The sequence below is a fragment of the Pseudomonas kermanshahensis genome, assembly GCF_014269205.2.
GTDB lineage: Bacteria > Pseudomonadota > Gammaproteobacteria > Pseudomonadales > Pseudomonadaceae > Aquipseudomonas > Aquipseudomonas kermanshahensis.
This window is the reverse complement of sequence record NZ_JABWRY020000001.1, coordinates 392339-414968: the sequence shown is the minus strand read 5'-3', so window position 1 is coordinate 414968 and position 22630 is coordinate 392339. Positions and strand designations below refer to the sequence as shown.

Annotated in this window: 26 protein-coding genes; 10 read left to right on the top strand and 16 right to left on the bottom strand. The window is 62.5% G+C overall.

What is annotated here, in order from left to right; translation table 11 throughout:
- Positions 1-12 precede the first annotated feature (12 nt).
- Both HU764_RS02030 and HU764_RS02025 read right to left on the bottom strand, forming a co-directional pair.
- Positions 13-273 (bottom strand): putative signal transducing protein, encoded by a 261-nt coding sequence (locus tag HU764_RS02030; RefSeq protein WP_027594451.1) that lies wholly within the window; start codon positions 271-273, stop codon positions 13-15.
- Entirely contained in the window at positions 273-458 is a 186-nt protein-coding gene (locus HU764_RS02025) for a CPXCG motif-containing cysteine-rich protein (RefSeq protein WP_186681747.1), read from the bottom strand. The genes HU764_RS02030 and HU764_RS02025 overlap by 1 nt, the downstream gene beginning before the upstream one ends.
- 121 nt (positions 459-579) lie before the next feature.
- Between HU764_RS02025 and HU764_RS02020 the strand changes: the two genes are divergently transcribed.
- On the top strand, positions 580-1749 hold the full coding sequence (locus HU764_RS02020) for a 1-acyl-sn-glycerol-3-phosphate acyltransferase (RefSeq protein ID WP_186703617.1): 1170 nt from the start codon (positions 580-582) through the stop codon (positions 1747-1749).
- Between the two features lie 32 nt (positions 1750-1781).
- Here HU764_RS02020 and HU764_RS02015 read toward each other — a convergent pair whose 3' ends face one another.
- Positions 1782-2042 carry a hypothetical protein gene (locus HU764_RS02015; protein WP_099452911.1) on the bottom strand — a complete coding sequence of 87 codons (261 nt, stop codon included), beginning with the start codon at positions 2040-2042 and terminating at the stop codon, positions 1782-1784.
- Positions 2043-2202: 160 nt separating this feature from the next.
- Between HU764_RS02015 and HU764_RS02010 the strand changes: the two genes are divergently transcribed.
- On the top strand, positions 2203-2409 hold the full coding sequence (locus tag HU764_RS02010; RefSeq protein ID WP_027594455.1) for a hypothetical protein: 207 nt from the start codon (positions 2203-2205) through the stop codon (positions 2407-2409).
- Positions 2410-2479: 70 nt separating this feature from the next.
- On the opposite strand, the gene HU764_RS02005 is transcribed toward HU764_RS02010, so the two are convergent.
- Positions 2480-3064, bottom strand: coding sequence for a YajG family lipoprotein (locus tag HU764_RS02005; RefSeq protein WP_085274100.1), 585 nt, complete (start codon positions 3062-3064; stop codon positions 2480-2482).
- Between the two features lie 802 nt (positions 3065-3866).
- Between HU764_RS02005 and mqo the strand changes: the two genes are divergently transcribed.
- Entirely contained in the window at positions 3867-5372 is a 1506-nt protein-coding gene (gene mqo / locus HU764_RS02000) for a malate dehydrogenase (quinone) (protein WP_027594457.1), read from the top strand.
- A gap of 167 nt (positions 5373-5539) precedes the next feature.
- Here the strand turns inward: mqo and HU764_RS01995 are convergent, their stop codons facing one another.
- From HU764_RS01995 to HU764_RS01980, 4 genes are all read right to left on the bottom strand, one after another.
- Positions 5540-5830: a PA4642 family protein gene (locus HU764_RS01995; RefSeq protein WP_003247360.1), complete on the bottom strand. Its 291-nt coding sequence runs from the start codon at positions 5828-5830 to the stop codon at positions 5540-5542.
- Positions 5831-5898: 68 nt separating this feature from the next.
- Complete coding sequence (locus tag HU764_RS01990) at positions 5899-6369, bottom strand: hypothetical protein (RefSeq protein ID WP_027594458.1); 471 nt, start codon at positions 6367-6369, stop codon at positions 5899-5901.
- Positions 6370-6569: 200 nt separating this feature from the next.
- Positions 6570-7043: a WbuC family cupin fold metalloprotein gene (locus HU764_RS01985; protein ID WP_099452908.1), complete on the bottom strand. Its 474-nt coding sequence runs from the start codon at positions 7041-7043 to the stop codon at positions 6570-6572.
- Between the two features lie 2 nt (positions 7044-7045).
- Positions 7046-7603, bottom strand: coding sequence for a hypoxanthine-guanine phosphoribosyltransferase (locus tag HU764_RS01980; RefSeq protein ID WP_016501490.1), 558 nt, complete (start codon positions 7601-7603; stop codon positions 7046-7048).
- A gap of 163 nt (positions 7604-7766) precedes the next feature.
- Here HU764_RS01980 and upp point away from each other — a divergent pair, with 163 nt between their 5' ends.
- The gene (gene upp, locus HU764_RS01975; protein WP_027594461.1) at positions 7767-8405 is read left to right on the top strand and encodes a uracil phosphoribosyltransferase; all 639 of its coding nucleotides are present in this window, start codon (positions 7767-7769) and stop codon (positions 8403-8405) included.
- 2 nt (positions 8406-8407) lie between these two features.
- Entirely contained in the window at positions 8408-9682 is a 1275-nt protein-coding gene (locus HU764_RS01970) for a uracil-xanthine permease family protein (RefSeq protein WP_027594462.1), read from the top strand.
- Positions 9683-9823: 141 nt separating this feature from the next.
- Here HU764_RS01970 and hemH read toward each other — a convergent pair whose 3' ends face one another.
- Entirely contained in the window at positions 9824-10837 is a 1014-nt protein-coding gene (gene hemH / locus HU764_RS01965) for a ferrochelatase (protein WP_099428319.1), read from the bottom strand.
- Positions 10838-10850: 13 nt separating this feature from the next.
- The gene (locus tag HU764_RS01960; protein ID WP_027594464.1) at positions 10851-11756 is read right to left on the bottom strand and encodes a TIGR01777 family oxidoreductase; all 906 of its coding nucleotides are present in this window, start codon (positions 11754-11756) and stop codon (positions 10851-10853) included.
- A 187-nt stretch (positions 11757-11943) separates the two neighbouring features.
- Between HU764_RS01960 and HU764_RS01955 the strand changes: the two genes are divergently transcribed.
- The 5 genes from HU764_RS01955 (at position 11944) to HU764_RS01935 (ending at position 17022) form a co-directional block, all read left to right on the top strand.
- Positions 11944-12930, top strand: coding sequence for an NAD(P)/FAD-dependent oxidoreductase (locus tag HU764_RS01955; protein ID WP_085274103.1), 987 nt, complete (start codon positions 11944-11946; stop codon positions 12928-12930).
- Between the two features lie 106 nt (positions 12931-13036).
- A complete protein-coding gene (locus HU764_RS01950; protein ID WP_186681741.1) occupies positions 13037-14005 on the top strand; it encodes a YbgA family protein in 969 nt (322 codons plus the stop codon).
- Complete coding sequence (locus HU764_RS01945; RefSeq protein WP_186681739.1) at positions 13995-14894, top strand: MerR family transcriptional regulator; 900 nt, start codon at positions 13995-13997, stop codon at positions 14892-14894. The genes HU764_RS01950 and HU764_RS01945 overlap by 11 nt, the downstream gene beginning before the upstream one ends.
- Positions 14885-16327, top strand: a complete 1443-nt coding sequence (phrB, locus tag HU764_RS01940; RefSeq protein WP_186681736.1) for a deoxyribodipyrimidine photo-lyase — start codon at positions 14885-14887, stop codon at positions 16325-16327. The genes HU764_RS01945 and phrB overlap by 10 nt, the downstream gene beginning before the upstream one ends.
- The gene (locus HU764_RS01935) at positions 16324-17022 is read left to right on the top strand and encodes an SDR family NAD(P)-dependent oxidoreductase (RefSeq protein ID WP_186703616.1); all 699 of its coding nucleotides are present in this window, start codon (positions 16324-16326) and stop codon (positions 17020-17022) included. The genes phrB and HU764_RS01935 overlap by 4 nt, the downstream gene beginning before the upstream one ends.
- Before the next feature lie 192 nt (positions 17023-17214).
- Here the strand turns inward: HU764_RS01935 and HU764_RS01930 are convergent, their stop codons facing one another.
- From HU764_RS01930 to hemA, 6 genes are all read right to left on the bottom strand, one after another.
- Positions 17215-17733, bottom strand: a complete 519-nt coding sequence (locus HU764_RS01930; protein WP_099428312.1) for an acyloxyacyl hydrolase — start codon at positions 17731-17733, stop codon at positions 17215-17217.
- 106 nt (positions 17734-17839) lie between these two features.
- Positions 17840-18637 carry a glutamate racemase gene (gene murI, locus HU764_RS01925; protein ID WP_186681729.1) on the bottom strand — a complete coding sequence of 266 codons (798 nt, stop codon included), beginning with the start codon at positions 18635-18637 and terminating at the stop codon, positions 17840-17842.
- Positions 18630-19385, bottom strand: a complete 756-nt coding sequence (locus tag HU764_RS01920; protein WP_099452897.1) for a molybdopterin-synthase adenylyltransferase MoeB — start codon at positions 19383-19385, stop codon at positions 18630-18632. Before HU764_RS01920 ends, murI begins: the two co-directional genes overlap by 8 nt.
- Positions 19379-20209 carry a peptide chain release factor N(5)-glutamine methyltransferase gene (prmC, locus tag HU764_RS01915; RefSeq protein ID WP_027594473.1) on the bottom strand — a complete coding sequence of 277 codons (831 nt, stop codon included), beginning with the start codon at positions 20207-20209 and terminating at the stop codon, positions 19379-19381. The genes HU764_RS01920 and prmC overlap by 7 nt, the downstream gene beginning before the upstream one ends.
- Positions 20209-21291 carry a peptide chain release factor 1 gene (gene prfA / locus HU764_RS01910; RefSeq protein ID WP_027594474.1) on the bottom strand — a complete coding sequence of 361 codons (1083 nt, stop codon included), beginning with the start codon at positions 21289-21291 and terminating at the stop codon, positions 20209-20211. Before prfA ends, prmC begins: the two co-directional genes overlap by 1 nt.
- Positions 21288-22565 carry a glutamyl-tRNA reductase gene (hemA, locus tag HU764_RS01905; protein ID WP_027594475.1) on the bottom strand — a complete coding sequence of 426 codons (1278 nt, stop codon included), beginning with the start codon at positions 22563-22565 and terminating at the stop codon, positions 21288-21290. The genes prfA and hemA overlap by 4 nt, the downstream gene beginning before the upstream one ends.
- Positions 22566-22630: the final 65 nt, after the last annotated feature.

Here is a 22630-nt window from a genome sequence, read left to right as displayed (position 1 = left end):
CGAATTTTTTACCTAGCAGATCAAGGTACCGGGATAGCTCTCCGGTTCGTCACCAACCAGTGGCTGGGCATCATTGTACGCATCGATCAGCTGCCGTGCGTACTCGGCCTGCTCGTCGGGCACGGCAAGCCCCAGCAAACCCTGCATCGGCAGCTCACCGGCAGCACCCACCAGGTCGCGGCCGACCAGGTGCACCGAGATGCCCTCACTGGCCAGCATGCCCACCAGCATTTCAGCCTCCAGCAGGCTTTCCGGTTCGTAGATCCGTTGCATCAGGCATCGTCCTCGCGTCTGACATCAAGCATCCATTCGTCATCGTGCACCTGCAGGATCATCACCACAGGCTTGCAACAGACCTGGCAATCCTCGATGTAGACCTGGTCGCCAGCGGAGATATCGACAGTGGTTTCCACCCGTTCGCCACAATACGGGCAATGATAGGAGTCGGTTTCTAGCATCGCGGCCTCCACGGTGACTTATGCGTATAATTGCCGGTCTGATTACAGGGCCTGCGCGTGTTCGAGCCGTTTTTCGAACCCCGTCCCTACCTATTACCCTAGCCGTTTCCAACAAGAGAGCATGATGGGCGAATTCGATGCCATCCGACCGTACGACGACGCTGAGGTCCCTGCCGTGTTGGCACGCCTGCTCAGCGACCCGGCATTCCTCGATATCCTCACCCACTTCCGCTTCCCGCGTGCTGCCGCCCCACTCGGCTGGCTGCTCAAGCCACTGATCGCCCGCCGCCTGCGCAAGGAATTCGCCGGCGTTACCTGCGTGTCGACCTTGCAGGACAAAGTCGAATACTACGTCGACCAGACCATCGAGCGCGCCACCGACGGCGTTACCTATTCGGGCGTCGAGCAACTCAAGGCCGGCACCGCGTACTTGTTCCTGGCTAACCACCGCGACATCGTCATGGACCCGGCCTTCGTCAACTACGCCGTGTACCACGCCGGCCTGCCGACCCCGCGCATCGCCATCGGTGACAACCTGCTGCAAAAACCCTTCGTCAGCGACATGATGCGCCTGAACAAGAGCTTCATCGTGCACCGCTCGCTCAGCGGTCGTCGCGAGAAGCTGGCGGCTTACCAGCTGCTCTCGGCCTACATCAACCACTCGATCCGCAACGATGGCGCATCGATCTGGATCGCCCAGGCCGAAGGCCGCGCCAAGGACGGCGACGACCGTACCGACTCGGCGATCCTCAAGATGTTCCACATGAGCCGCAAGGACGAGCCGTTCGGCGCGGTCATTCAGAGCCTGAACCTGACGCCGGTTTCGATCAGCTACGAGTACGACCCCTGCGACCAGGCCAAGGCCCGCGAGCTGTACATCCGCGCCACCACCGGCACCTACAAGAAGGCGCCGGGCGAGGACGACAACAGCATCGCCAAAGGCATCACTGGCTACAAGGGCCGGGTGCACATCAACTTTGCCGCGCCGGTGACCGAGTACTTCGAGGACACCAAGCAGCTGGCAGCCGAAATTGACCGGCAGGTCCTCGGTGGCTACCGGTTGTTCCCGGTGCACTACCTGGCCTACGCGATGTGGGACGAGAAGGATGAGGCACTGCAAGTGCCGAGCGCCGAGAAGGTGTTCCCAGGCGAAGAGCTGGAGCGTGCCAAGGAAGAATGGCAGCGTCGCTTGGAGGCTTGCCCTGAAGAACAGCGGCCGTACCTGGTGTTGCAATACGCGACGCCGGTGCGCAACCAGTACCAGGTCAAGCAGCAAACGCCAGTTGCCTGATCAACCCGGGGCTGCTTTGCAGCCCCAAGGCTTTACAGCCAGGTACTGAACCAGGACAGCAGCAGCGCCATGGCCAGGCACGAAAAGCCGAGAATATAGAAGTAACGCGGCACCCTCAGGTCAAACGCATCCACTACCCCCTCATCCACCGCCAGGCTTTCCCGCGTGACAGCCTCGCGCCGCCGTGCGCTGTGCAGCAGCATCCCGCCGGGGCACGTCATCAGCAACGCCAGCAGGTTGATCAGCTTGGTGGGATGGGCGGCCAGAAACCCCCAGAGCACTTGCAACGACATTACACAACCTCGGTTTGAAGGACGGCAAAGGCCGGCATTTTACCCAAGTCCGGCGTGGGCGCTCGGGCTCGGCGACAAAGTGTCACTAAATTTCATCTGTCACAGGTTCGTCATCAGAACAGGCCACGCTGTCGGCCTTTTCCCGATCCGGAGCTCGTTCATGCTGCATGCCGAAAACCAGGACCGCCTCTATCTCGTAGCCCAGAGCGACGAACAGCAGGCGTTGATCGACGGTTTTGCCATCAATGTGCAGGACCGCCAGTGGTTGGTCTATTGCGCGCTGGGTGGGCACGCGCATCAGGACTTGCCGGAGGTGGATGTGGCTACCGGTTTCAGCCTGCTGGACTTCCACATCCAGGCGGCCTGAAGCCCCCCCAAAAAAACAAACCCGCTGCCTGTCAGCCAGGCAGCGGGTTTGTTTTAGCAGGGCTGAACGCTTATTCGCCCAGTACTTGCCCGATGGTCGGGTCTTTGAACAGGCGGGTCAGGGCGTCGCTCAGCACGTCGCTGACCAGCTTGGTGTTGGTTTCCTGGTTCGGCGCCATGCCAAAACGCTGGTCCAGCGAAGCACCGTAACGGCCGCTGTAACGGCGGTTGGCGTTGGCCACGTCGGCACGGAAGGTGGCACCGATGGTGGCCTCGGTCACGTACAGGTTGTCCTTGGGCGACTGGTACTTAAGCTCAGCCAGGGTCACGGTCAACTGCGGGGCATTGTAGGCATTCGCCGTCGGGGTGAAACCGAGCAGGCGCACAGCGGCTTCGGCCTGGGCCTGCAGCTTGGGCAGCACATCATTGCCACTGACACTGATGGTGCTGGTCTCGGGGTACATGCCACCGCGCGTGCCCAGGGACTGCGAAGCCCGGCCATCAACCACCTTGACCACCACCGGCTGACCGTGGCCGACAGGTGCGAGCTGGGCGGTGAGCTTGGGCTGCGGGCTGAGTTGTTGCGGGCTGTGGGCACATCCGACCAGGCTGAGGCTGGCCACCGCGATCAAACCGAACAACAGACGTTGCAACATGCGCGTTTCTCCAGAAAATGCGGCTAAGGCGCACAGTATACCTAGCGGCAACCTACAAGCGGCAAGCCACAAGAAAAAGCAGTACGCAGCGGTAGCCGGCTTTATATTGCCGGTTGCAGCCAGCCGCCAACTGCCCGCCAGCGCCCGGGTTTGCGCCCGCGCAAACACCCGTTGGCATCAGCACAGCCTGCCGGCCTGACAAACGCTGCAATAAAAACCACGAATAACGACCTTTCTGCCTTCGACATCGCTATAATCTCCCCCCGATTATAAGGACGTCTCCTGATCGGGCCCCGCATTTGCCGCTTGACCCCGGCACCTTCACCGCTTCGCCCACAGAGAGCCTTCCACTCAGGTCTTGCATCGGCTGTCGTGCCTGCTTTTCCGGCCCTTCGCACTGCATGAACCTGTGGGTTGCCATCGCGCAGTCCCCTTTTGAGGTTCACGTCTCCAAAAGAGCGTGAAAAAACGGTTTTCACAACTTCACGAGAGTGTGGCGAGCAAATGAACAGTCTGGCATGTGCAAAAGCGGCAGATGTGTCCCGAACAGCCCTGAACAGGCGGCAACTGCGCTCATCCCGGATGAGTGTCTGAGGCCGTTCCATAACGCACGCACGACACCTTGACCATAAGTCGAATTGCCGCACCCGTGGCAATCGGGGTTCAATACCCGAACCCGAAGACTGATTGGCGGTGTCCGCGGAAGTTGCAAGAACTGCGAAAAGTCGGACATGGCGATCCTGGCGAACCCAGGGATCCTATGCTGTCAATTAGGTAGCTGTAGATTGTGGAGACGCGTTAAATGGCGCAGAACGAATCGGTTGATGTAGTACTGGTAGGCGCGGGCATCATGAGTGCCACCCTGGCCGTACTGCTCAAGGAGCTCGACCCGACCCTCAAGCTGGAGGTCGTCGAGGCGATGGACTCCGGGGCCGCGGAAAGCTCCAACCCCTGGAACAACGCAGGTACCGGCCACGCTGGCCTGTGCGAGCTTAACTACACGCCCCAGGCCGCCGATGGCAGCATCGACATCAAGAAGGCCGTGCACATCAATACCCAGTTCGAGGTCTCGCGCCAGTTCTGGGCTTACCTGAGCAAGAAGGGTAACTTCGGCTCGGCGCGTGCCTTCATCAACCCTGTCCCGCACCTGAGCTACGTCGAAGGTGACAAGGGTGTTTCCTTCCTCAAGAAGCGCTTCGAGCTGCTCAAGCAGCATCACGCCTTCTCCGAGATGGAATACACCGAAGACAAGGCCGTGATGAGCGACTGGATGCCGTTGATGATGCCCGGCCGCCCGGCCGACCAGCACATCGCCGCCACCCGCGTGGCGAAAGGCACCGACGTCAACTTCGGCGCACTGACCAACAAGCTGCTCAAGCTGCTGGGCGACTCGCCCGACGCGCAGGTCAAGTACAGCAAGAAAGTCGTCGGCCTGCGCCGTAACGGCAACGGCTGGACCGTGAGCATCAAGGACGTCAACAGCGGCGGCAGCCGTGAAGTCGACGCGCGCTTCGTGTTCCTCGGTGCCGGTGGCGCGGCCCTGCCGCTGCTGCAACTGTCGGGCATCCCCGAGAGCAAAGGCTTCGGCGGCTTCCCGGTCAGCGGCCAGTGGCTGCGTTGCGACAACCCGGAAATCGTCAAACAGCACCAGGCCAAGGTTTACAGCCAGGCGGCGGTCGGCGCGCCACCGATGTCGGTGCCGCACCTGGACACCCGCGTGGTAGACGGCAAGACCTCGCTGCTGTTCGGCCCGTACGCCGGCTTTACCACCAAGTTCCTCAAGCATGGTTCGCTGATGGACCTGCCACTGTCGGTGCGCATGGGTAACATCGGCCCGATGCTGGCCGTGGCCCGCGACAACATGGACCTGACCAAGTACCTGGTCAGCGAAGTGATGCAGTCGATGGAACAGCGCCTGGAATCGCTGCGCCGCTTCTACCCGCAAGCCAAAGCCGAAGACTGGCGCCTGGAAGTGGCCGGCCAACGCGTGCAAATCATCAAGAAAGACCCGAAAAAAGGCGGCATTCTGCAGTTCGGTACCGAGCTGGTCTCGGCCCAGGACGGCAGCCTGGCCGCACTGCTCGGCGCATCGCCGGGCGCTTCGGTAACCGTTTCGATCATGCTGGAACTGATCGAGCGTTGCTTCCCCGAGCAGGCCAAAGGTGCCTGGGCTGCCAAGCTCAAGGAAATCTTCCCCGCTCGCGAGAAGGTCCTGGCAACCGATGCCGCGCTGTACAACAAGATCAGTGCCGACAACGATGCCGCGTTGGAACTGGTGGAAGACAGCCCGGCCAAGCATTACGCCTGAGCTGGCTGAAACGAAAAAACGCCCCTCGGGGCGTTTTTTTGTGCCTGCGTTTTGGCCTGTGCCGGTCTCTTCATGGGCAAGCCCACAGGCGTTTCACAGATCTTGAGAGCGGTGCAATACCTGTGGGAGCGGGCTTGCCCGCGAAGAGACCAGTACAGGCTTAACAATCAGCCGCGGGCTTTATCGATGATCTCGATGTACTCAGGGGCGTTGCGCTGGTCGGCGATCTGTTCGACGAAGGTCTTGCCGTGCTCGTCCTTGCCATCCAGGTCCAGGCCCGCTTCGACGAAGAAGCCGACGAAACGCTCGAAGTCGTCGACACGCAGGCCACGGTAAGCCTTGACCAGCTTGTGCAGCGACGGCGAAGTCACGCCATCGGCCGGCTCGAACTGAAGGAACGACTTGATGTAGTCGTCGCTGATTTCGTCACCGATTACCTGTTTCTTGTCTTTACGCATTGCCGACTCCAACTGGACCATCACGGAATTTCGAAGGCCGGCAGTTTACCCCCCGCAGGGCGCGCGCCTCAACGCGTACGTACGGTGCCGGTGTGCAGGTCGGCCCAGATATGGCCGTTGCCGTAGGTCAAAAACTGCACGTAGAGCGTTTCGTTGCGCAGCAGGTCCATGATCACGCGGTAATCGCTGACCGGGTAGTTGAGGCTCAAGGTGCGAGTTTTCTCGTCATAGACGGGCTTTTTCAAGCTTTTGCCGGCTTCACCATCAAAGGTCAGCAGCACCTGGGCGATGGTGGCGCCCTTGCTCAGCGGCTTGCCCTTGAGGCGCATTTGCAACGATGCGGTGATGGGGATTGGTTGCTGGTCGGACTGGCGCTGGGCACCGACCACCACTGCATAATCGGTCACTTGCAGCAGTTGCTGACCGGTCGGCGCTTCCTGGCGCAGAGACAGGTCGTCAGGCGGCAGAAACTGGCTGTGCAGCGGGGCGGCACAGATAGGCAGGCTGACCGCCAGCAGGAGGGGAAGAATCGCACGCATGTGAGGCTCCTTGAATGAAGGCGCACTCTAGCATGGCCTGCGCTGGCTCTTGTAGGAGCGGCCTTGCGTCGCGAAAGGGCTGCGCAGCAGCCCTACGATTTATGCTTCACAGCTGAAATTGCCGGGGCTGCTGCGCAGCCCTTTCGCGACGCAAGGCCGCTCCTACCGTTGAGCCCGCATGCATACCATTATTGGCAATATCAATCGAACTGGGCGCGCATCCAGGCCTGGTACTCGGCCACGCCGGCCTCGCCTTCACGCGGCGCCCAGTGGGCATGCTCGCCCTCGCCCACTGGCCGGTACGGCCCTGCCTTGCACTCGAAGAGGATGCTGTCCGGCTCCAGTACCACCAACCCGTGGTAGGTACCGGGCGCCAGGTCTACACCCAGGCAATCGCCGCCCGCCTGCAGCACCCGCTTTTCAGTCAGCGCACCGTGCTCATCAAAGATCAGCAGGCCAAGGCGCCCCTTGAGCACGATCAGTGCTTCGGCCTTGTCGTCGCTCAGGTGCCGATGGGGTGGGATGTAGGTCGTCGGCTGCAGCCCGACTGCCATGCGGTGGCAAGGCTCTTCCATCTCATGGAAGTTATGGTGCTGCCGCCCGCGAGGGTTGGCGGCAGCCTTCTGCGCCAGCTCGGCGAACAGCGATTGGTCGATGAACGCGGGCTGGCGCATGGTTACAGCCCCTTGACGGCGAAGATGCCGTTAGCGTTACGCCAGTAGCCCTTGTAGTCCATGCCATAGCCGAAGATGTAGCGATCGACGCAGGGCAGGCCGACGTAGTTGGCTTTAAGGTCCGGGCTGGCTTTGCGGTCGTGGTCCTTGTCGATCAGCACCGCGGTGTGCACCGAGCGCGCACCGGCGTGCTTGCAGAACTCGATGATGGCGCTGAGGGTGTGGCCTTCGTCGAGGATATCGTCGACGATCAGCACGTCACGGTCGATGAACGAGACTTCTGGCTTGGCTTTCCAGAACAACTCGCCGCCGCTGGTCTGGTTGCGGTAGCGGGTGGCGTGCAGGTACGACGCTTCCAGCGGGAACTGCAGGTGGGTCAGCAGCTTGCCCGAGAAGATAAGGCCGCCGTTCATCACGCAGAAGACCACCGGGTTCTTGTCGTGCAGGTCTTTGCAGATCTGCTCGCCGACCTTGGCGATGGCCGCTTCGACTTCGGCTTCGGTGTACAGACAGTCTGCTTCGCGCATGACTTGACGGATGTGCTCGAGATCGGCGGACATTGCGCTCTCCAGGGGGGGTATTTTGGAAAAGCGGGCAAAGGTACGCATCCGCTCGCCACAGATCAAGCATTTATGGACTAACGTCCAAAAGGACTACACGACAGCACAGGCTGAATAGATTAATCTAGCGCGGTTTTTTTGCCCGCCTTTCGGAGCCCCCCCTATGCCCACTCGTGAGATCCGCCATCCGCTGATCCGCCACAAGCTCGGCCTCATGCGCCGTGCCGACATCAGCACCAAGAATTTTCGCGAACTTGCCCAGGAAGTCGGCGCGCTTCTGACCTATGAAGCCACCCAGGACCTGCCACTGGAAACCTACGAGATCGACGGGTGGTGTGGCAAGGTACAGGTCGAAAAAATCGCCGGCAAGAAGATTACCGTCGTCCCGATCCTGCGCGCCGGCATCGGCATGCTCGACGGCGTGCTCAGCCTGATTCCGGGTGCCAAGGTCAGTGCCGTCGGCGTCGCGCGCAACGAAGAAACCCTCGAAGCCCACACCTACCTGGAAAAGCTCGCGCCGGACATCAACCAGCGTCTGGCCCTGATCATCGACCCGATGCTGGCCACCGGCGCCTCGATGGTCGCCACCATCGACCTGCTGAAAAAAGCTGGCTGCAAAGAGATTCGCGCCATGGTGCTGGTCGCCGCACCCGAAGGCATCAATGTGGTGGAAAAAGCCCACCCGGATGTACAGATCTACACCGCTTCGATCGACCAGCGCCTGAACGAGCACGGCTACATCGTGCCAGGCCTGGGTGATGCCGGCGACAAGATCTTCGGCACCAAGCAAAAGGACGCCTGACCATGCAGGACGGCTTCAACGACCCGCTTTGGCGCCAGGTCGTTTCGGGCGCGCAGATGCTCTTTGTGGCATTTGGCGCGCTGGTGCTGATGCCACTGATCACCGGCCTCGACCCGAACGTCGCGCTGTTCACCGCCGGTATCGGCACGCTGCTGTTCCAGCTGGTCACCGGCCGTCAGGTCCCGGTGTTCCTGGCATCCAGCTTTGCCTTCATCACCCCGATCATCCTTGCCAAGGGCCAGTTCGGCCTGGCCGAAACCATGGGCGGCGTAATGGCCGCAGGCTTCGTCTACACCTTCATGGGGCTGATGGTAAAAATCAAAGGCACCGGTTTCATCGACCGCATGCTGCCGCCTGTGGTGATTGGCCCAGTGATCATCTCGATTGGCCTGGCCATGGCGCCCATCGCTGCCAACATGGCCATGGGCAAGGGCGGTGACGGTGCTGCGCTGATGCCTTACAAGACCGCCATGCTGATCTCGATGCCGGCACTGCTGACTACCTTGATCGTCGCAGTTTTCGGCAAGGGTATCTTCCGCCTGGTGCCGATCATCTCCGGCGTGCTGGTGGGCTTTGCCCTGGCGTTTGCCTTTGGCGTGGTAGACACGGCCAAGATTGCCGCTGCACCGTGGTTGGAGATCCCCAACTTCACCGCGCCGGCGTTCAACTGGCAGGCCATCCTGTTCATCGTGCCGGTAGCCCTGGCACCGGCGATCGAGCATATCGGCGGGGTGATTGCGGTGGGCAGCGTCACCGGACGCGACTACCTGAAAAAGCCTGGCTTGCACCGCACCCTGCTGGGTGACGGCCTGGCGACCACGGCTGCCGGCCTGTTCGGTGGCCCACCCAACACCACCTACGCCGAAGTGACCGGCGCGGTGATGCTGACCAAGAACTACAACCCGAAGATCATGACCTGGGCGGCGGTGTTTGCTATTACCCTGGCCTTCATCGGCAAGTTCGGCGCGCTGCTGCAGAGCATTCCGGTACCGGTCATGGGCGGCATTCTGTGCCTGCTGTTCGGCTCGATTGCGGCGGTGGGCATGAACACCATGATCCGCCACAAGATCGACCTGGCTGAGGCGCGCAACCTGGTGATCGTTTCGGTGACCCTGGTGTTCGGTATTGGCGGCGTGTTGATCGGCAGCGGTGACGGCCCGGACGACTGGGGCCTGAAGGGCATCGCCCTGTGCGCCGTGGTGGCCATTGCCCTGAACCTGATCCTGCCGGGCAATGATGGCTGGAAGAACAAGAAGCTGGATGATCAGCTGCCTTGATTGCCACGCGCTCCTGCCGCAAAACGCCTCCCCTGTAGGAGCAGCCTTGTGCTGCGAAGAGGCCGTTGAAAACACATCAATCTTCTGTGTCATCACCGGCCTCTTCGCAGCACAAGGCCGCCCCCACAAGGGCGGACTCATTCAGGCTTTTTCGCACATCCCCGCCAGCACCTTCACCCACTCTGGGTGATCATTCAGGCACGGCACCAGCAGCAATTCCTCGCCCCCTGCCTCGATGAATTGTTCTTTGCCGCGATCGCCGATCTCTTCCAACGTTTCGATGCAATCGGCAACGAACGCCGGGCACATCACCAGCAGCTTCTTCACCCCCGCCTTGGCCAACTCGTCCAGCCGCGTCTCGGTATAGGGTTCGATCCACTTGGCGCGCCCCAGGCGCGACTGGAACGACACCGACCACTTGCCATCTGGTATGCCCATTTTCTGCGCAAAGGCCTTGGCCGTGGCCAAACACTGCCCGCGATAACACACGGCGCGCATTTCGGCACTGGCGTCCTTGCAGCAATCGGCCGCCTGAAAATCATGCTTACCGGTGGGGTCGAGCTTTTTCAGGTGCCGCTCCGGCAGCCCATGAAAACTCAGCAACAGGTGGTCGTAATCCTGCTGCAGGTAAGGCTTGGCGCTGGCCACCAGCGCCTCGATGTACTCGGGATGGTCGTAGAACGGCTGCAGCACGCGCATCTGCAACGGCAACTGGCGCTCGCTGACCGTCTGTTTGGCCAACGCCACCACGGTGGTCACCGTACTGTCTGCAAACTGTGGATAAAGCGGTGCCAAGGTGACCTTGCGCACGCCCTGAGCTGCCAGGCGCTCCAGCACTTCGGGCAACGCCGGCTGGCCGTAACGCATGGCGATTTCCACCGGGCCATGGGGCCAGTGCTCGACCATCGCAGCCTGCAGGCGGCGGGTCAGCACCACCAGTGGCGAGCCTTCGTCCCACCAGATCGACGCGTAGGCGTGCGCCGACTGTTCCGGGCGCTTGATCAGAATCAACGACACCAGCAAGCGCCGCACCGGCCAAGGCAGGTCGATCACGTACGGGTCCATCAGGAACTGGTTGAGGTAACGGCGCACATCGGCCACCGAAGTGGAGGCCGGGGATCCCAGGTTAACCAGCAGCAGGGCGTGATCGGTCATGCAGCGTCCTATGTCAGAGGCGGCTGGACAGGTCGTCCAGGGCCGATTGCAGATCGTTGAAACGGAAAGTGAAACCTGCCGCCAGCAAGCGCACCGGGCGCGCCCGCTGGCCGCCGAGCAGCAGCGTCGACAGCTCGCCGAGCCCGGCCTTCAGCAAAAGCGCAGGCACAGGCAGCAGCGCCGGCCGGTGCATCGCACGGCCCAGCCGCCTGGCGAACTCACGGTTGCGCACAGGCTCTGGGGCGCAGGCATTATAAGGACCGCTGGTGTCCTTATGCTGCAAGAGAAAATCAATCAGGGCGACCTGGTCGTCTATATGGATCCACGGCATCCACTGCCGACCATCGCCCAACGGTCCGCCCAGCCCGAGCTTGAAGGGCAACCGCAGGCGCGACAAAAAGCCGCCATCGCTGGCCAGTACCAGCCCAGTGCGCACCAGCACCACGCGGATGCCTTGAGCTTGCGAACGCTGGGCTGTTTCTTCCCAGGCGATACACAACTGGCTGGCAAAATCTTCGCGCACCGGCTGGGACGCCTCGGTGAGTTCACGCTCACCGCCATCCCCATACCAACCCACCGCAGAACCGGAAATCAGCACCTCAGGGCGCTGCTCACGCGCACCCAGCCATGCCAGCAGTTGCTCGGTGAGCGTGATACGGCTGGCCCACAACAGGTTGCGCCGGGCTCCGGTCCAGGGCCGGTCGGCGATCGGCGCACCCGCCAGGTTGATGACCGCGTCGAGGTGATCATCCGCTTGCAGTTCGTCCAGCTGGGCGATACCGCGCACCCCGCTACCGCACAGTTTTGGCACCTGCTCCGGTCGGCGGCTCCAGACCGTGAGGCGATGGCCCTGGCCGAGCCAGAACTGGCACAGGTGCTGGCCAATCAAGCCAGTGCCGCCTGTCAGCAATATATGCATGGCTGTGTCCTCGCAGAATGCGGCTGTGGTCTATTTTTAAGATCAAGGCACTTTTTTGACCCGACGCTCTCGGATAAACATAGGCCAACCTGCTCTATAAAGCGGAATAACCTTATACAAAAGTTGTGCATTGTACAGGTTTGCCTGACAGCGTAGTCTGCTCACAGCAAGGTTTGAAGAGGCCATCATGACAGTACCTATTGCCATCATCGGTGCCGGTATCGCCGGTCTGTCCGCCGCCCAGGCGCTACAAAAGGCCGGGCAATCCGTACACCTATTCGACAAAGGCCACGGCAGTGGCGGGCGCATGGCCAGCAAGCGCAGCGATGCTGGCGCGCTGGACCTGGGCGCCCAGTACTTCACTGCCCGTGATCGGCGCTTCGTCGAACAGGTCCAGCAATGGGTAGCCGCCGGTTGGGCCGAGCAGTGGAAGCCGCAGCTGTACAACTACCGCGATGGCGAACTCACCCCCTCCCCAGACGAGCAGACTCGCTGGGTCGGCGTACCCCGCATGAGCGCCATTACCCGTGGCCTGCTCAAGGATGTGACCGTCAACTTTGGCTGCCGCATCGCTGAAGTGTTCCGCGGCAAACAGTACTGGCACCTGCAAGACACCGAAGGCTGCAGCCACGGCCCATTCAGCCGCGTGGTAATCGCCGTGCCGGCGCCACAGGCCACGCCGCTGCTGGCCTCGACCCCCAAACTCGCTGCGGTCGCCGCAGGCGTGCAGATGGAGCCCACCTGGGCGGTTGCCCTGGGCTTCCAGACCCCATTGGACACCCCGATGCAAGGCTGCTTCGTGCAGGACAACCCGCTCGACTGGCTGGCCCGCAACCGCAGCAAGCCAGGGCGGGACGAGCACCTCGATACCTGGGTGCTGCATGCCACGTCGCACTGGAGCCGGCAGCACATCGACCTGTCGAAGGAAGAAGTGATCGAGCAGTTGTGGGGCGAGTTCGCCGAACTGGTCGGCTGCGTGGTACCGGCCCCCACGTTCGCCCTCGCCCACCGCTGGTTGTATGCACGCCCCACCAGCAACCACGAGTGGGGCGCCTTGGCCGATGCGGATCAAGGCCTGTATGCCTGTGGCGACTGGTGCTTGTCCGGGCGGGTCGAAGGTGCTTGGCTGAGCGGCCAGGAAGCGGCCCGACGGCTGCTGGAACACCTCGACTGAGCGGGCGCTGAACCTGTACAAAAAAACTTGTTTGCATAACTCCGTAGCTGTGCTGGAATAAACTTGTACAAATTTGATTTCACGTACAGGTTTTCCGGAGACAGCCATGCAAGCCGCCACCGCCCACAGCAAGCCTCGCATCGCGATCAGCGCCTGCCTGACCGGCCACAGTGTGCGCTACAACGGCGGGCACAAGGCCTCTGATCTGTGCCGCACACAACTGGAAGCGCATTTCGAATGGGTGCCCGTTTGCCCAGAAGTGGCTATCGGCCTCGGCATTCCACGCGATCCTATCCGCCTGGTCGGCAACCCTGAGCAACCCGAAGTGGTCGGCACCCGCAACCCCGGCATGGACCTGACCGGCCCGCTGCGCACCTATGGCGAGCAGATGGCCGGCGAGCTCGATGATATCTGCGGCTACATCTTCATGCAGAAGTCGCCCTCCTGCGGCCTGGAGCGGGTCAAGGTCTACCAGGACAACGGCCACCCCGCCTTCCATGGCGGCCGCGGCGTGTACGCCCAGGCCTTCTGCAGCCTGCGTCCGGACCTGCCGGTGGAAGAGGAAGGCCGCCTGCACGATGCTGTGCTGCGCGAAAACTTCATCAGCCGCGTGTACGCCTATGCCGATTGGCAGCGGCTGTTGGCCGAAGGCCTCAGCCGCGGCGCGCTGGTGCGCTTTCATGCGCGCTACAAGTACCTGTTGATGGCCAACAACCCCCAAGCCTACCGCACGCTGGGGCGGCTGCTCGGCACCATGAGCCGCGATGACGACCCACAGGAGATCGGGCCACGTTACTTCAGCGAGCTGATGCAAGCGCTACGTCGCTGTGCCAGCCGTGGCACCCACTGCAACGTGCTGCAGCACCTGAGCGGCTACTTCAAAGATGCCCTGACCGCACAGGACAAGGCCGAATTGCAAACCCTCATCAGCCAGTACCAACAAGGCGTGGTGCCGCTGGTCGTGCCACTGACCTTGCTCAAGCATCACCTGCGCAAACACCCCGACCCTTACCTGATGCAGCAAGCCTACCTGCAACCACACCCCGAGAGCCTGGGGCTTCGTAATGCCGTCTGAAAGCCTGCTGCCTATCGGCGAGCTCGCCCGCCGCACCGGCGTCAACCCCGTCACCCTGCGTGCCTGGGAACGTCGGTACGGCCTGCTCAAGCCGCAACGCACCGCTAAAGGGCACCGGTTGTATTCCATCGAGCAGGTCGAACGTGTCGAAGCGATCCTGGCCTGGCTGCAGCGCGGCGCGTCGGTGGGCCAGGTGCGTGAGCTGCTCGACAAACCCACCAGCAGCGCCCCGCAAAGCGACTGGCAGGCCCGGCAGGCGCAGTTGATCGAGGCCATCGCCAACCTCTCGCAACGTGCACTCGACCAGCAACTCAACCAAGCCATGGCGCTGTACCCCGCCATCACCCTGTGCGAGCAACTGCTGCTGCCCCTGCTCGACAGCCTGGAGCTGCGCTGGCGCAACTATTTCAATGCCCGGCTTGAACAGGTGTTTTTCCAAACCTGGCTGCGCAGCAAGCTCGGCGCCCGGGTGTACCACGACAACCAACTGCTACAAGGCCCAGCGGTGCTGCTGGCCGAAGACAGCGAGGAGGCCTTCGACCCCGCGCTGTGGCTATGCGCCTGGCTGCTGAGCAGCAATGGCATCCCTGTCGAAGTGCTGGAACAGCCGGTCGGCGGCCCACAGCTGCAACGGGCGATCGCCGCACTGCAGCCGCGCGCCCTCCTGCTGCACCTGGGGCCACGCATCGACAGCAAAGCCTTGCAGCGCCTGCTGCAAGGCATACCGGGGCCAAAACTGCTGGGCGGCGCCACGCTCGCCCTGCATCAGGCCCACCTGAACGCCCTCGACCTTCCCGAGCTCTTCCTGTTCGATACCCCACAGTCGGCATTGCGCGTGCTTCAAGGCAATGGCCGCCGGCCTGTAGAGATGAATGCACCATGCAACTGATCTGGCTGCGCAGTGACCTGCGCATCGACGACAACACCGCCTTGAGCGCAGCCTGCGAACGCGGCCCGACCCTTGCCCTGTGGCTGGTCAGCCCCGGCCAGTGGCAGGCGCATGACGACGCCGCCTGCAAAGTCGACTTTTGGCTGCGCAACCTGCGCACGCTGCGTCAGTCGCTGGAGGCCCTCAACATCCCGTTGCTGATCCGCACCGTCGATACGTGGGATCAGGCGCCACAGGCCGTGTTGGACGCCTGCCGTCAGCACCGGGTCGAGGGCGTGCACTGGAACGAGGAGTACGGCATCAACGAAGAGCGCCGCGACCAGGCTACGCGGGCACTGCTGGAACAGTCAGCCATCCAGGCGCACAGCTACCTCGACCAGTTGTTCTTCCGCCCAGGCACGGTCCTCACTCGCAGTGGTGACTACTTCCAGGTCTTCAGCCAATTCAAGAAAAACTGCCTCGAACACTTGCACCGCAGCCTCCCGGCGTTAGCCCCTCGGGTTAAACCGCAGTCGCCCCTGAAGATCGCCAGCGACCCCATACCCGAGCAAATAGAGGGCTTCGACACACCGCCGCGCACCTTGAGCGACCACTGGCCAGCAGGGGAAGCCGAGGCGCAGAGCCGCCTGACGCGCTTTCTGGATGAAGCAGTGGAGGACTACCACTCCTTGCGCGACCTCCCCGCCAAGCCGGGCACCAGCCAGCTCTCGGCTTATCTGGCCGCTGGGGTAATCTCGCCCCGGCAATGCCTGCACGGCGCCCTGGCGTGCAACCGGGGCGAGTTCGACAGCGGCAGCACGGGCGTCCAAACCTGGATTAACGAGCTGCTGTGGCGGGAGTTCTACAAGCACATCCTGACGGGTTATCCCCAGGTCTCCCGGCACCGCGCCTTCCGCACCCACACCGAAGCCTTGCCATGGCGCGATGCGCCTGAAGACCTCGCGGCCTGGGAACAGGGGCGCACCGGCTTCCCGATCATCGATGCCGCCATGCGCCAGTTGCTGGACACCGGGTGGATGCACAACCGCCTGCGCATGATCGTTGCCATGTTTCTCAGCAAGAACCTGCTGATCGACTGGCGCAAAGGCGAACGGCATTTCATGCGCCATCTGATAGACGGTGACCTGGCGGCCAACAATGGTGGCTGGCAATGGAGCGCGTCCACCGGGACCGATGCAGTGCCCTACTTCCGCATCTTCAACCCGGTTTCGCAGTCTCAGCGCTTCGACCCGCAAGGGCGATTCATTCGCCACTGGGTACCGGAATTGCAAGCACTGGATGAGAAAGCCATTCATCAGCCCGTAAAGGCTGCGGATCTTTTTGCACCTAATTCGTATCACAATCCAATAGTCGATCTCGGCAGCAGTCGCCAGCGTGCATTGGAAGCCTTCAAAGGCCTTCCGCGCCGGCAGGATCAGGGGGCAGTATCGTGAACAGTACTCGCAGTTTCTGGGTAACAGGGGCCAGTAACGGATTAGGGCTGGCTTTGGTAGAGCGGCTGCTCGAGCAAGGGCATCGGGTGGCCGCCAGTGCCAGGGAATGCGAAGCACTGGATACACTGGGCGAACGTTTCGCCCCGCAGTTGGTGCGGCTGCCGGGGGAGTTGCAGGTACTGGAACAGGCCGATGCATCCAGCACATTGTTGCTGGATGCTTGGGGTTCGCTGGATTGCCTGATCATCAATGCCGGCACCAGTGATTACCTGGCCGACGACGTGGCCGATGACGAGCTGTTCGAGGCCATCGCCAGCAGCAACCTGGTGGCCAGCGAACGTTGCCTGGCCAGTGCCTTGCCGCTACTGACGAAGGGTGATGCACCTCAGGTAATGGCCATCCTCAATCGCTACTCGGCCTCGCAGCTGTTTGCACCCACCCAGGTTGCCAGCGGCTTGAACAGCACTGCCCAGTGGTTTCGCGAGCAACGTCAGGTACTGGAAAAGCTGCAGATCAGCTTGACAGTAGTGGGGCCGCAATCGTTGAAGACACCCGTGACAACAGCGCAAGCGATACCCGAGGCGTGGACGCCGCAGAGTGCTGCCGAAGAACTGTTGCGGCGGTTACCGCAACGCGAGCCGGAATTGGTGCTGGAGACGCTGGACCTGAGCAGCTTGTGGCCACTACGGCCCTGATCTTGTAGGAGCAGCTTAGAGTGCCATGCGGTAGTGCAGGCTGTAACTCTCTACACCGTCAAGTACTGGAAACGCTGTACCTGTAGGAGCAGCCTTGTGCTGCGAAGAGGCCGGTGAAATTACAAAGAATCTCGGCTGTTATCACCGGCCTCTTCGCAGCAAAAGGCTGCTCCTACAAGGGTGCGGGGCAGCTTAGAGTGCCATGCGGTAATGCAGGCTGTAGCTCTCTACGCCGTCGTTAGGTTGCTTGATGCCAGCATTGGAATAGTGAATGGCCCGTACACCAATTTCATGCCCGCCCGCAAAGCGCAGACCAAAACCGATTCGGTCTTCGAATTGGAACGCCGAGCCCAGCTCATTGCTTTCAAGCTCGGTGCTGGAAAAGGCCGCGACGCCAATCCCGGCCTCGATATAGGGCTTTACCGAATCCCCCGCAAACTCATAAACGAATACCGGTGCGAACGACAGGCTGTGGTTGCTCGCCGTCTTGTCGCCATCCCAGTAGGTGTAAGCCCCATCCCAATACCCGGTCAGGCGGCCAACGCTGGTCTGCCACCAGCTCGCGTCCCAGTTCGATTGCAGGCCCAGCCGGTAGACCATGGTCGAGTCACCCGTCTGCCCCACCGAAAATGAAACATCAGCCGCCTGCGCCGACACTGCTTGCCCCAAGGTAAAGACGGCAGCCGCCGCCAAGCCGAGCAGTTTCCTCATAAGAAACATCCTTCTTCCTAATGCTGTTGTTAGTGTTCGCCTCGTGTCAGGCAAATCTGTAGAAATCGGCAGTGGTACGATAGTTCAGCTAATTTTCACGTTTTTTTCACAACGTAAAGCGTTGCACACTGTCGGACTTCTGCCACAGCAACGGTAGGATTTTTCTCAGGGATTGTGGGTCGGCACTGGTCCAGAAGCGGGTGCCCACTGCCGGGCCCTCAGCCAGCAGGTCGCTGGCGCCCAGCAGACGCTGCAATTGACGCGCCACGGCGGCGCCGGTATCGATGATGGCCACGTCCGCCGGCACCATGTCGGCCAGCAGCGGGCGCAGGAAGGGGTAATGCGTGCAACCCAGGATCAGCGTGTCGCAGCCAGCCGCCAGCAGCGGCTGCACGTAGCCGAGCAACAACTGGCGCAAGGCCGGGCTGCTCAGGTCGCCGGTTTCGATCCGCTCGACCAGGCCGGGGCAAGGCTGGGTGACCACGCGCACATCGCTGGCGAAGCGGTCGAGCAACGCCGCAAACTTGGCGCTCTGCAAGGTGCCGGTCGTGGCCAGCACGCCGACTACACCGGAGCGGGTGGCTGCAGCAGCCGGCTTTACCGCTGGCTCCATGCCCACCAGCGGCCATTGCGGGTACAGCTCACGCAGGTCGGCAACGGCCGCCACTGTCGCGGTATTACAGGCCAAGACAAAGGCCTTGGCGCCCTGCTGCTGGAAGAACTCGGCAATACGCCGGCAGCGCTGGCGGATGTAATCCGCCGACTTTTCACCGTAAGGCACGTGCCCGCAATCGGCCACATACAGCAGTGATTCGTTAGGCAGCAGGCGCTGGATCTCGGCCAGTACCGACAAACCGCCGACCCCCGAATCCATTACGCCAATCGGCGCCGAACGCTCAGCCATCGCGCTTGCCACAGACCGCGCAAGCCGGGTCGCGCTTGACCCGCAGCTCACGAATGCGCGTGCCGAGGGCATCGATCAGCAATAGGCGGCCCACCAGCGGCTCGCCAAACCCCGCCAAGAGTTTCATGGCTTCCAGGGCCTGCAGGCTACCTACCAGCCCCACCAGCGGGCCGATTACACCGGCTTCGCTGCAGGTCAGTTCAGCCTCGCTGCCATGGCCATACAGGCAGTGGTAGCAAGGGCTGTAGTCACGCCGCGGGTCGAACACCGACAGCTGGCCTTCGAGGCGGATCGCCGCGCCACTGACCAGCGGTTTACCGGCAGCAACGCACGCAGCGTTGACCGCCTCGCGGGTAGAAAAGTTGTCGGAGCAGTCCAGCACCAGGTCGACCGCCGCCACCGCAGCGGCCAGCGAGTCCTCGTCCAACGCCTGGCGATGAGCGACCAGGCTGATCTCTGGGTTGATCGCCTCCAGGCGCTGCAGCGCCGAGTCCACCTTGCTCATGCCGACGCTGGCGCTGTCGTGGATCACCTGGCGTTGCAGGTTGGTCAGGTCAACGGTGTCGAAGTCCGCCAGGTGCAGCTCACCCACGCCCGCCGCAGCCAGGTAAAGCGCGACAGGCGAGCCCAAGCCACCGAGGCCGACGATCAGGGCCTTGCTCTGCTTGAGCCGCAGTTGGCCGTCGATATCGATCTGCGCCAGCAAGACCTGCCGGCTGTAGCGCAACAGTTCCTGATCAGTCAGCATGGCAGGCGCCCCAGGGTAATGCGTTCATGGCGGCCCAGGTCCGTGCGGCTGGCCACCTCGCTAAAGCCGTGTTCAGCCAGCAAGGCACGCACCGCTGCGGCCTGATCGTAGCCGTGCTCCAACAACAACCAGCCACCTGGCAGCAGGTGACGTGGCGCCTGGGCGGCAATCACCCGCAGGTCGTCCAGGCCATCGGTGCCCGCCACCAGCGCGCTGCTGGGTTCGAAGCGCACGTCGCCGGCGACCAGGTGCGGGTCTTCACTGGCGATGTACGGCGGGTTGCTGACAATCAGGTCAAAGCGCGCATCGCCCAGGCCATCGAACCAGTGGCTGACACGCACTTGGACGTTAGCGAGCCCCAGGCGTTGGCGATTACGCTCGGCCAACGCGACCGCCTCCTCCACCCGGTCTACCGCCGTCACCTGCCAGGCCGGGCGATCGCCGGCCAACGCCAGGGCAATGGCCCCAGTCCCGGTGCCCAGGTCGAGCACCTTGGCCGGGGTTGCTGGCTGAAGCTCAAGGGCAGTTTCGACCAGCAGCTCGGTGTCCGGACGCGGGATCAGTGTATGCGGCGCCACTTCCAGGTCGATGTTCCAGAACCCTTGCTGCCCGAGGATATAGGCGACCGGCTCGCCACTACGGCGGCGCTGCAGGTAACCGGCGTAGGTGTCGGCCGCTTCGCTGCTGACGATGCGCTCGGGCCAGGTATGCAGGTAGCTGCGCGACTTGCCGATGGCCGCAGCCAGCAACAGTTCGGCATCCAGCCGCTCGGTGGGCGATTCGGGCAACTGCGCGTTGCGCAGCAAGCTGGCGATGATGGTCATCAGTCCCCCAAGGCGGCCAGTTGATCGGCCTGGTATTCGGCCAACAGCGGTTCGATCACGGCGTCTACGCCACCGGCGAGGATGTCGTCCAGCGAATACAAGGTCAGGTTGATGCGGTGATCGGTGACCCGGCCCTGTGGATAATTGTAGGTGCGGATACGCTCGGAGCGGTCACCGGAGCCCACCAGCAGCTTGCGCTCACTGGCAATGGCGTTCTGTGCGGCGCTGGTCTGCATGTCGTTGAGCTTGGCCGACAGCCAGGACATGGCGCGGGCGCGGTTTTTGTGCTGCGAACGTTCTTCCTGGCACTCGACCACCATACCGGTGGGCAAGTGGGTGATGCGCACGGCCGAGTCGGTCTTGTTGATGTGCTGGCCGCCGGCGCCGGAGGCGCGGTAGGTGTCCACGCGCAAATCGGCCGGGTTGATTTCGATCGCGGCCTGCTCGTCGGGCTCGGGCAGCACCGCCACGGTGCACGCCGAGGTGTGGATACGGCCTTGGGACTCAGTTTCCGGCACGCGCTGCACCCGGTGTGCGCCCGATTCGAACTTGAGCTTGCCGTACACGCTTTCGCCTTCGACGCGGGCAATGATTTCCTTGTAGCCGCCGTGTTCGCCTTCGTTCTCGGAAAGAATCTCCAAGCGCCAGCCACGCTTCTCGGCATAGCGCGAATACATGCGGAACAAGTCGCCCGAAAAGATCGCCGCCTCGTCGCCACCGGTGCCGGCGCGGATTTCGAGGAACACGTTGCGCCCATCGTTAGGGTCCTTGGGCAGCAGCATGCGTTGCAGCTGGGCTTCCAGCGTCAGCAATTGCTCCTTGGCTTCGCGCACTTCTTCCACGGCCATTTCACGCATGTCCGGGTCGCTGTCCTTGAGCAGCGCCTGGGCGCCTTCGAGGTCGTCCTGGACTTTGCGCCACGCTTGATAGGCAGCGTAGACCGGCTCGACTTCGGCGTATTCGCGGGAATAGGCGCGGAAACGCGTCTGGTCGGAGATGACTTCAGCGTCACCGAGCAGTGCGGTCAGTTCTTCGAAGCGGTCCTGGATGATATCCAGTTTGTTCAGCAGCGACGCTTTCATTGCGAGGATTTGTCCGTCGAGCCCTCGTTGAGGGCAAAGAGTTCCTGGGCCATGGCCAGCGCATCGAGGCGGCCCTCGGCCGAGAGCTTTTTCAGCTGCACGCTGGGGGCGTGCAGGAGTTTGTTGGTCAGGCCCCGGGCCAGTTGGGCCAGCACGTCTTCGGGGTTGCCGCCGTTGGCCAGCAGACGCTGGGCTTTTTGCAGTTCTTCATCACGCAGCCGCTCGCTTTGCTGGCGGTAGGCCTTGAGCACGTCCACCGCAGCCAGCTCGCGCAGGCGCACCATAAAGTCTTCGGCGCCCACCGACACCAGCTCTTCGGCGGCCTGGGCAGCGCCCTGGCGGCTCTTGAGGTTTTCTGCGACCACATCGTGCAGGTCATCGACGGTGTAGAGGTAAACGTCGTCGAGTTCGCCGACTTCGGGCTCGATGTCACGCGGGACGGCGATGTCGACCATGAAGATCGGCTTGTGCCGGCGTTGCTTCAGCGCGCTCTCGACCGCGCCCTTGCCGAGGATCGGCAACTGGCTGGCGGTGGAGCTGATGACGATGTCGCTGTTGGCCAGCTCTTGCGGGATGTCGGCCAGCAGCACGGCATGGGCGCCAAACTGCTCGGCCAGGGTACTGGCGCGCTCCAGGGTCCGGTTGGCCACGACGATACGCCGCACGCCTTGCTCGTGGAGGTGGCGGGCGACCAGGGTGATGGTCTCGCCGGCGCCAATCAGCAGCGCCTGGCTGCGGCCCAGGTCACTGAAGATCTGCCGCGCCAGGCTCACTGCGGCGAACGCCACCGAGACCGGGTTCTCGCCGATCGCGGTGTCGGTGCGCACCTGCTTGGCGGCACTGAAGGTGGCCTGGAACAGGCGCCCGAGCAGCGGGCCGACAGTGCCGGCCTCACGCGCCACGGCGTAGGCGGACTTCATCTGGCCGAGAATCTGCGGCTCGCCAAGCACCAGCGAGTCGAGGCCCGAGGCCACCCGCATCATGTGCCGCACAGCGTCGTGCTCTTCATGGATGTAGGCGCTGGCGCGCAGTTCATCCAGGCTCAGGCGGTGATAATCGGCCAGCCAATGCAGCACCGCGTCGGCAGACAAGTGGTCCTGCTCTATATAAAGCTCGCTACGGTTGCAAGTCGACAGGATCGCCGCTTCACGGCTGGCGGTCAGTCGGCAGAGCTGCTGCAGGGCGTCCACCAGCTGCTCTGGGGTAAACGCCACGCGCTCGCGTACGTCTACCGAGGCAGTCTTATGGTTGATACCAAGTGCAAGAAAGGCCATGCAAGGTCGCTGGTTGTGACGAGAAGCCGATAATTGTCCTCTTTCGCAGGTTCCAGAACAACCAC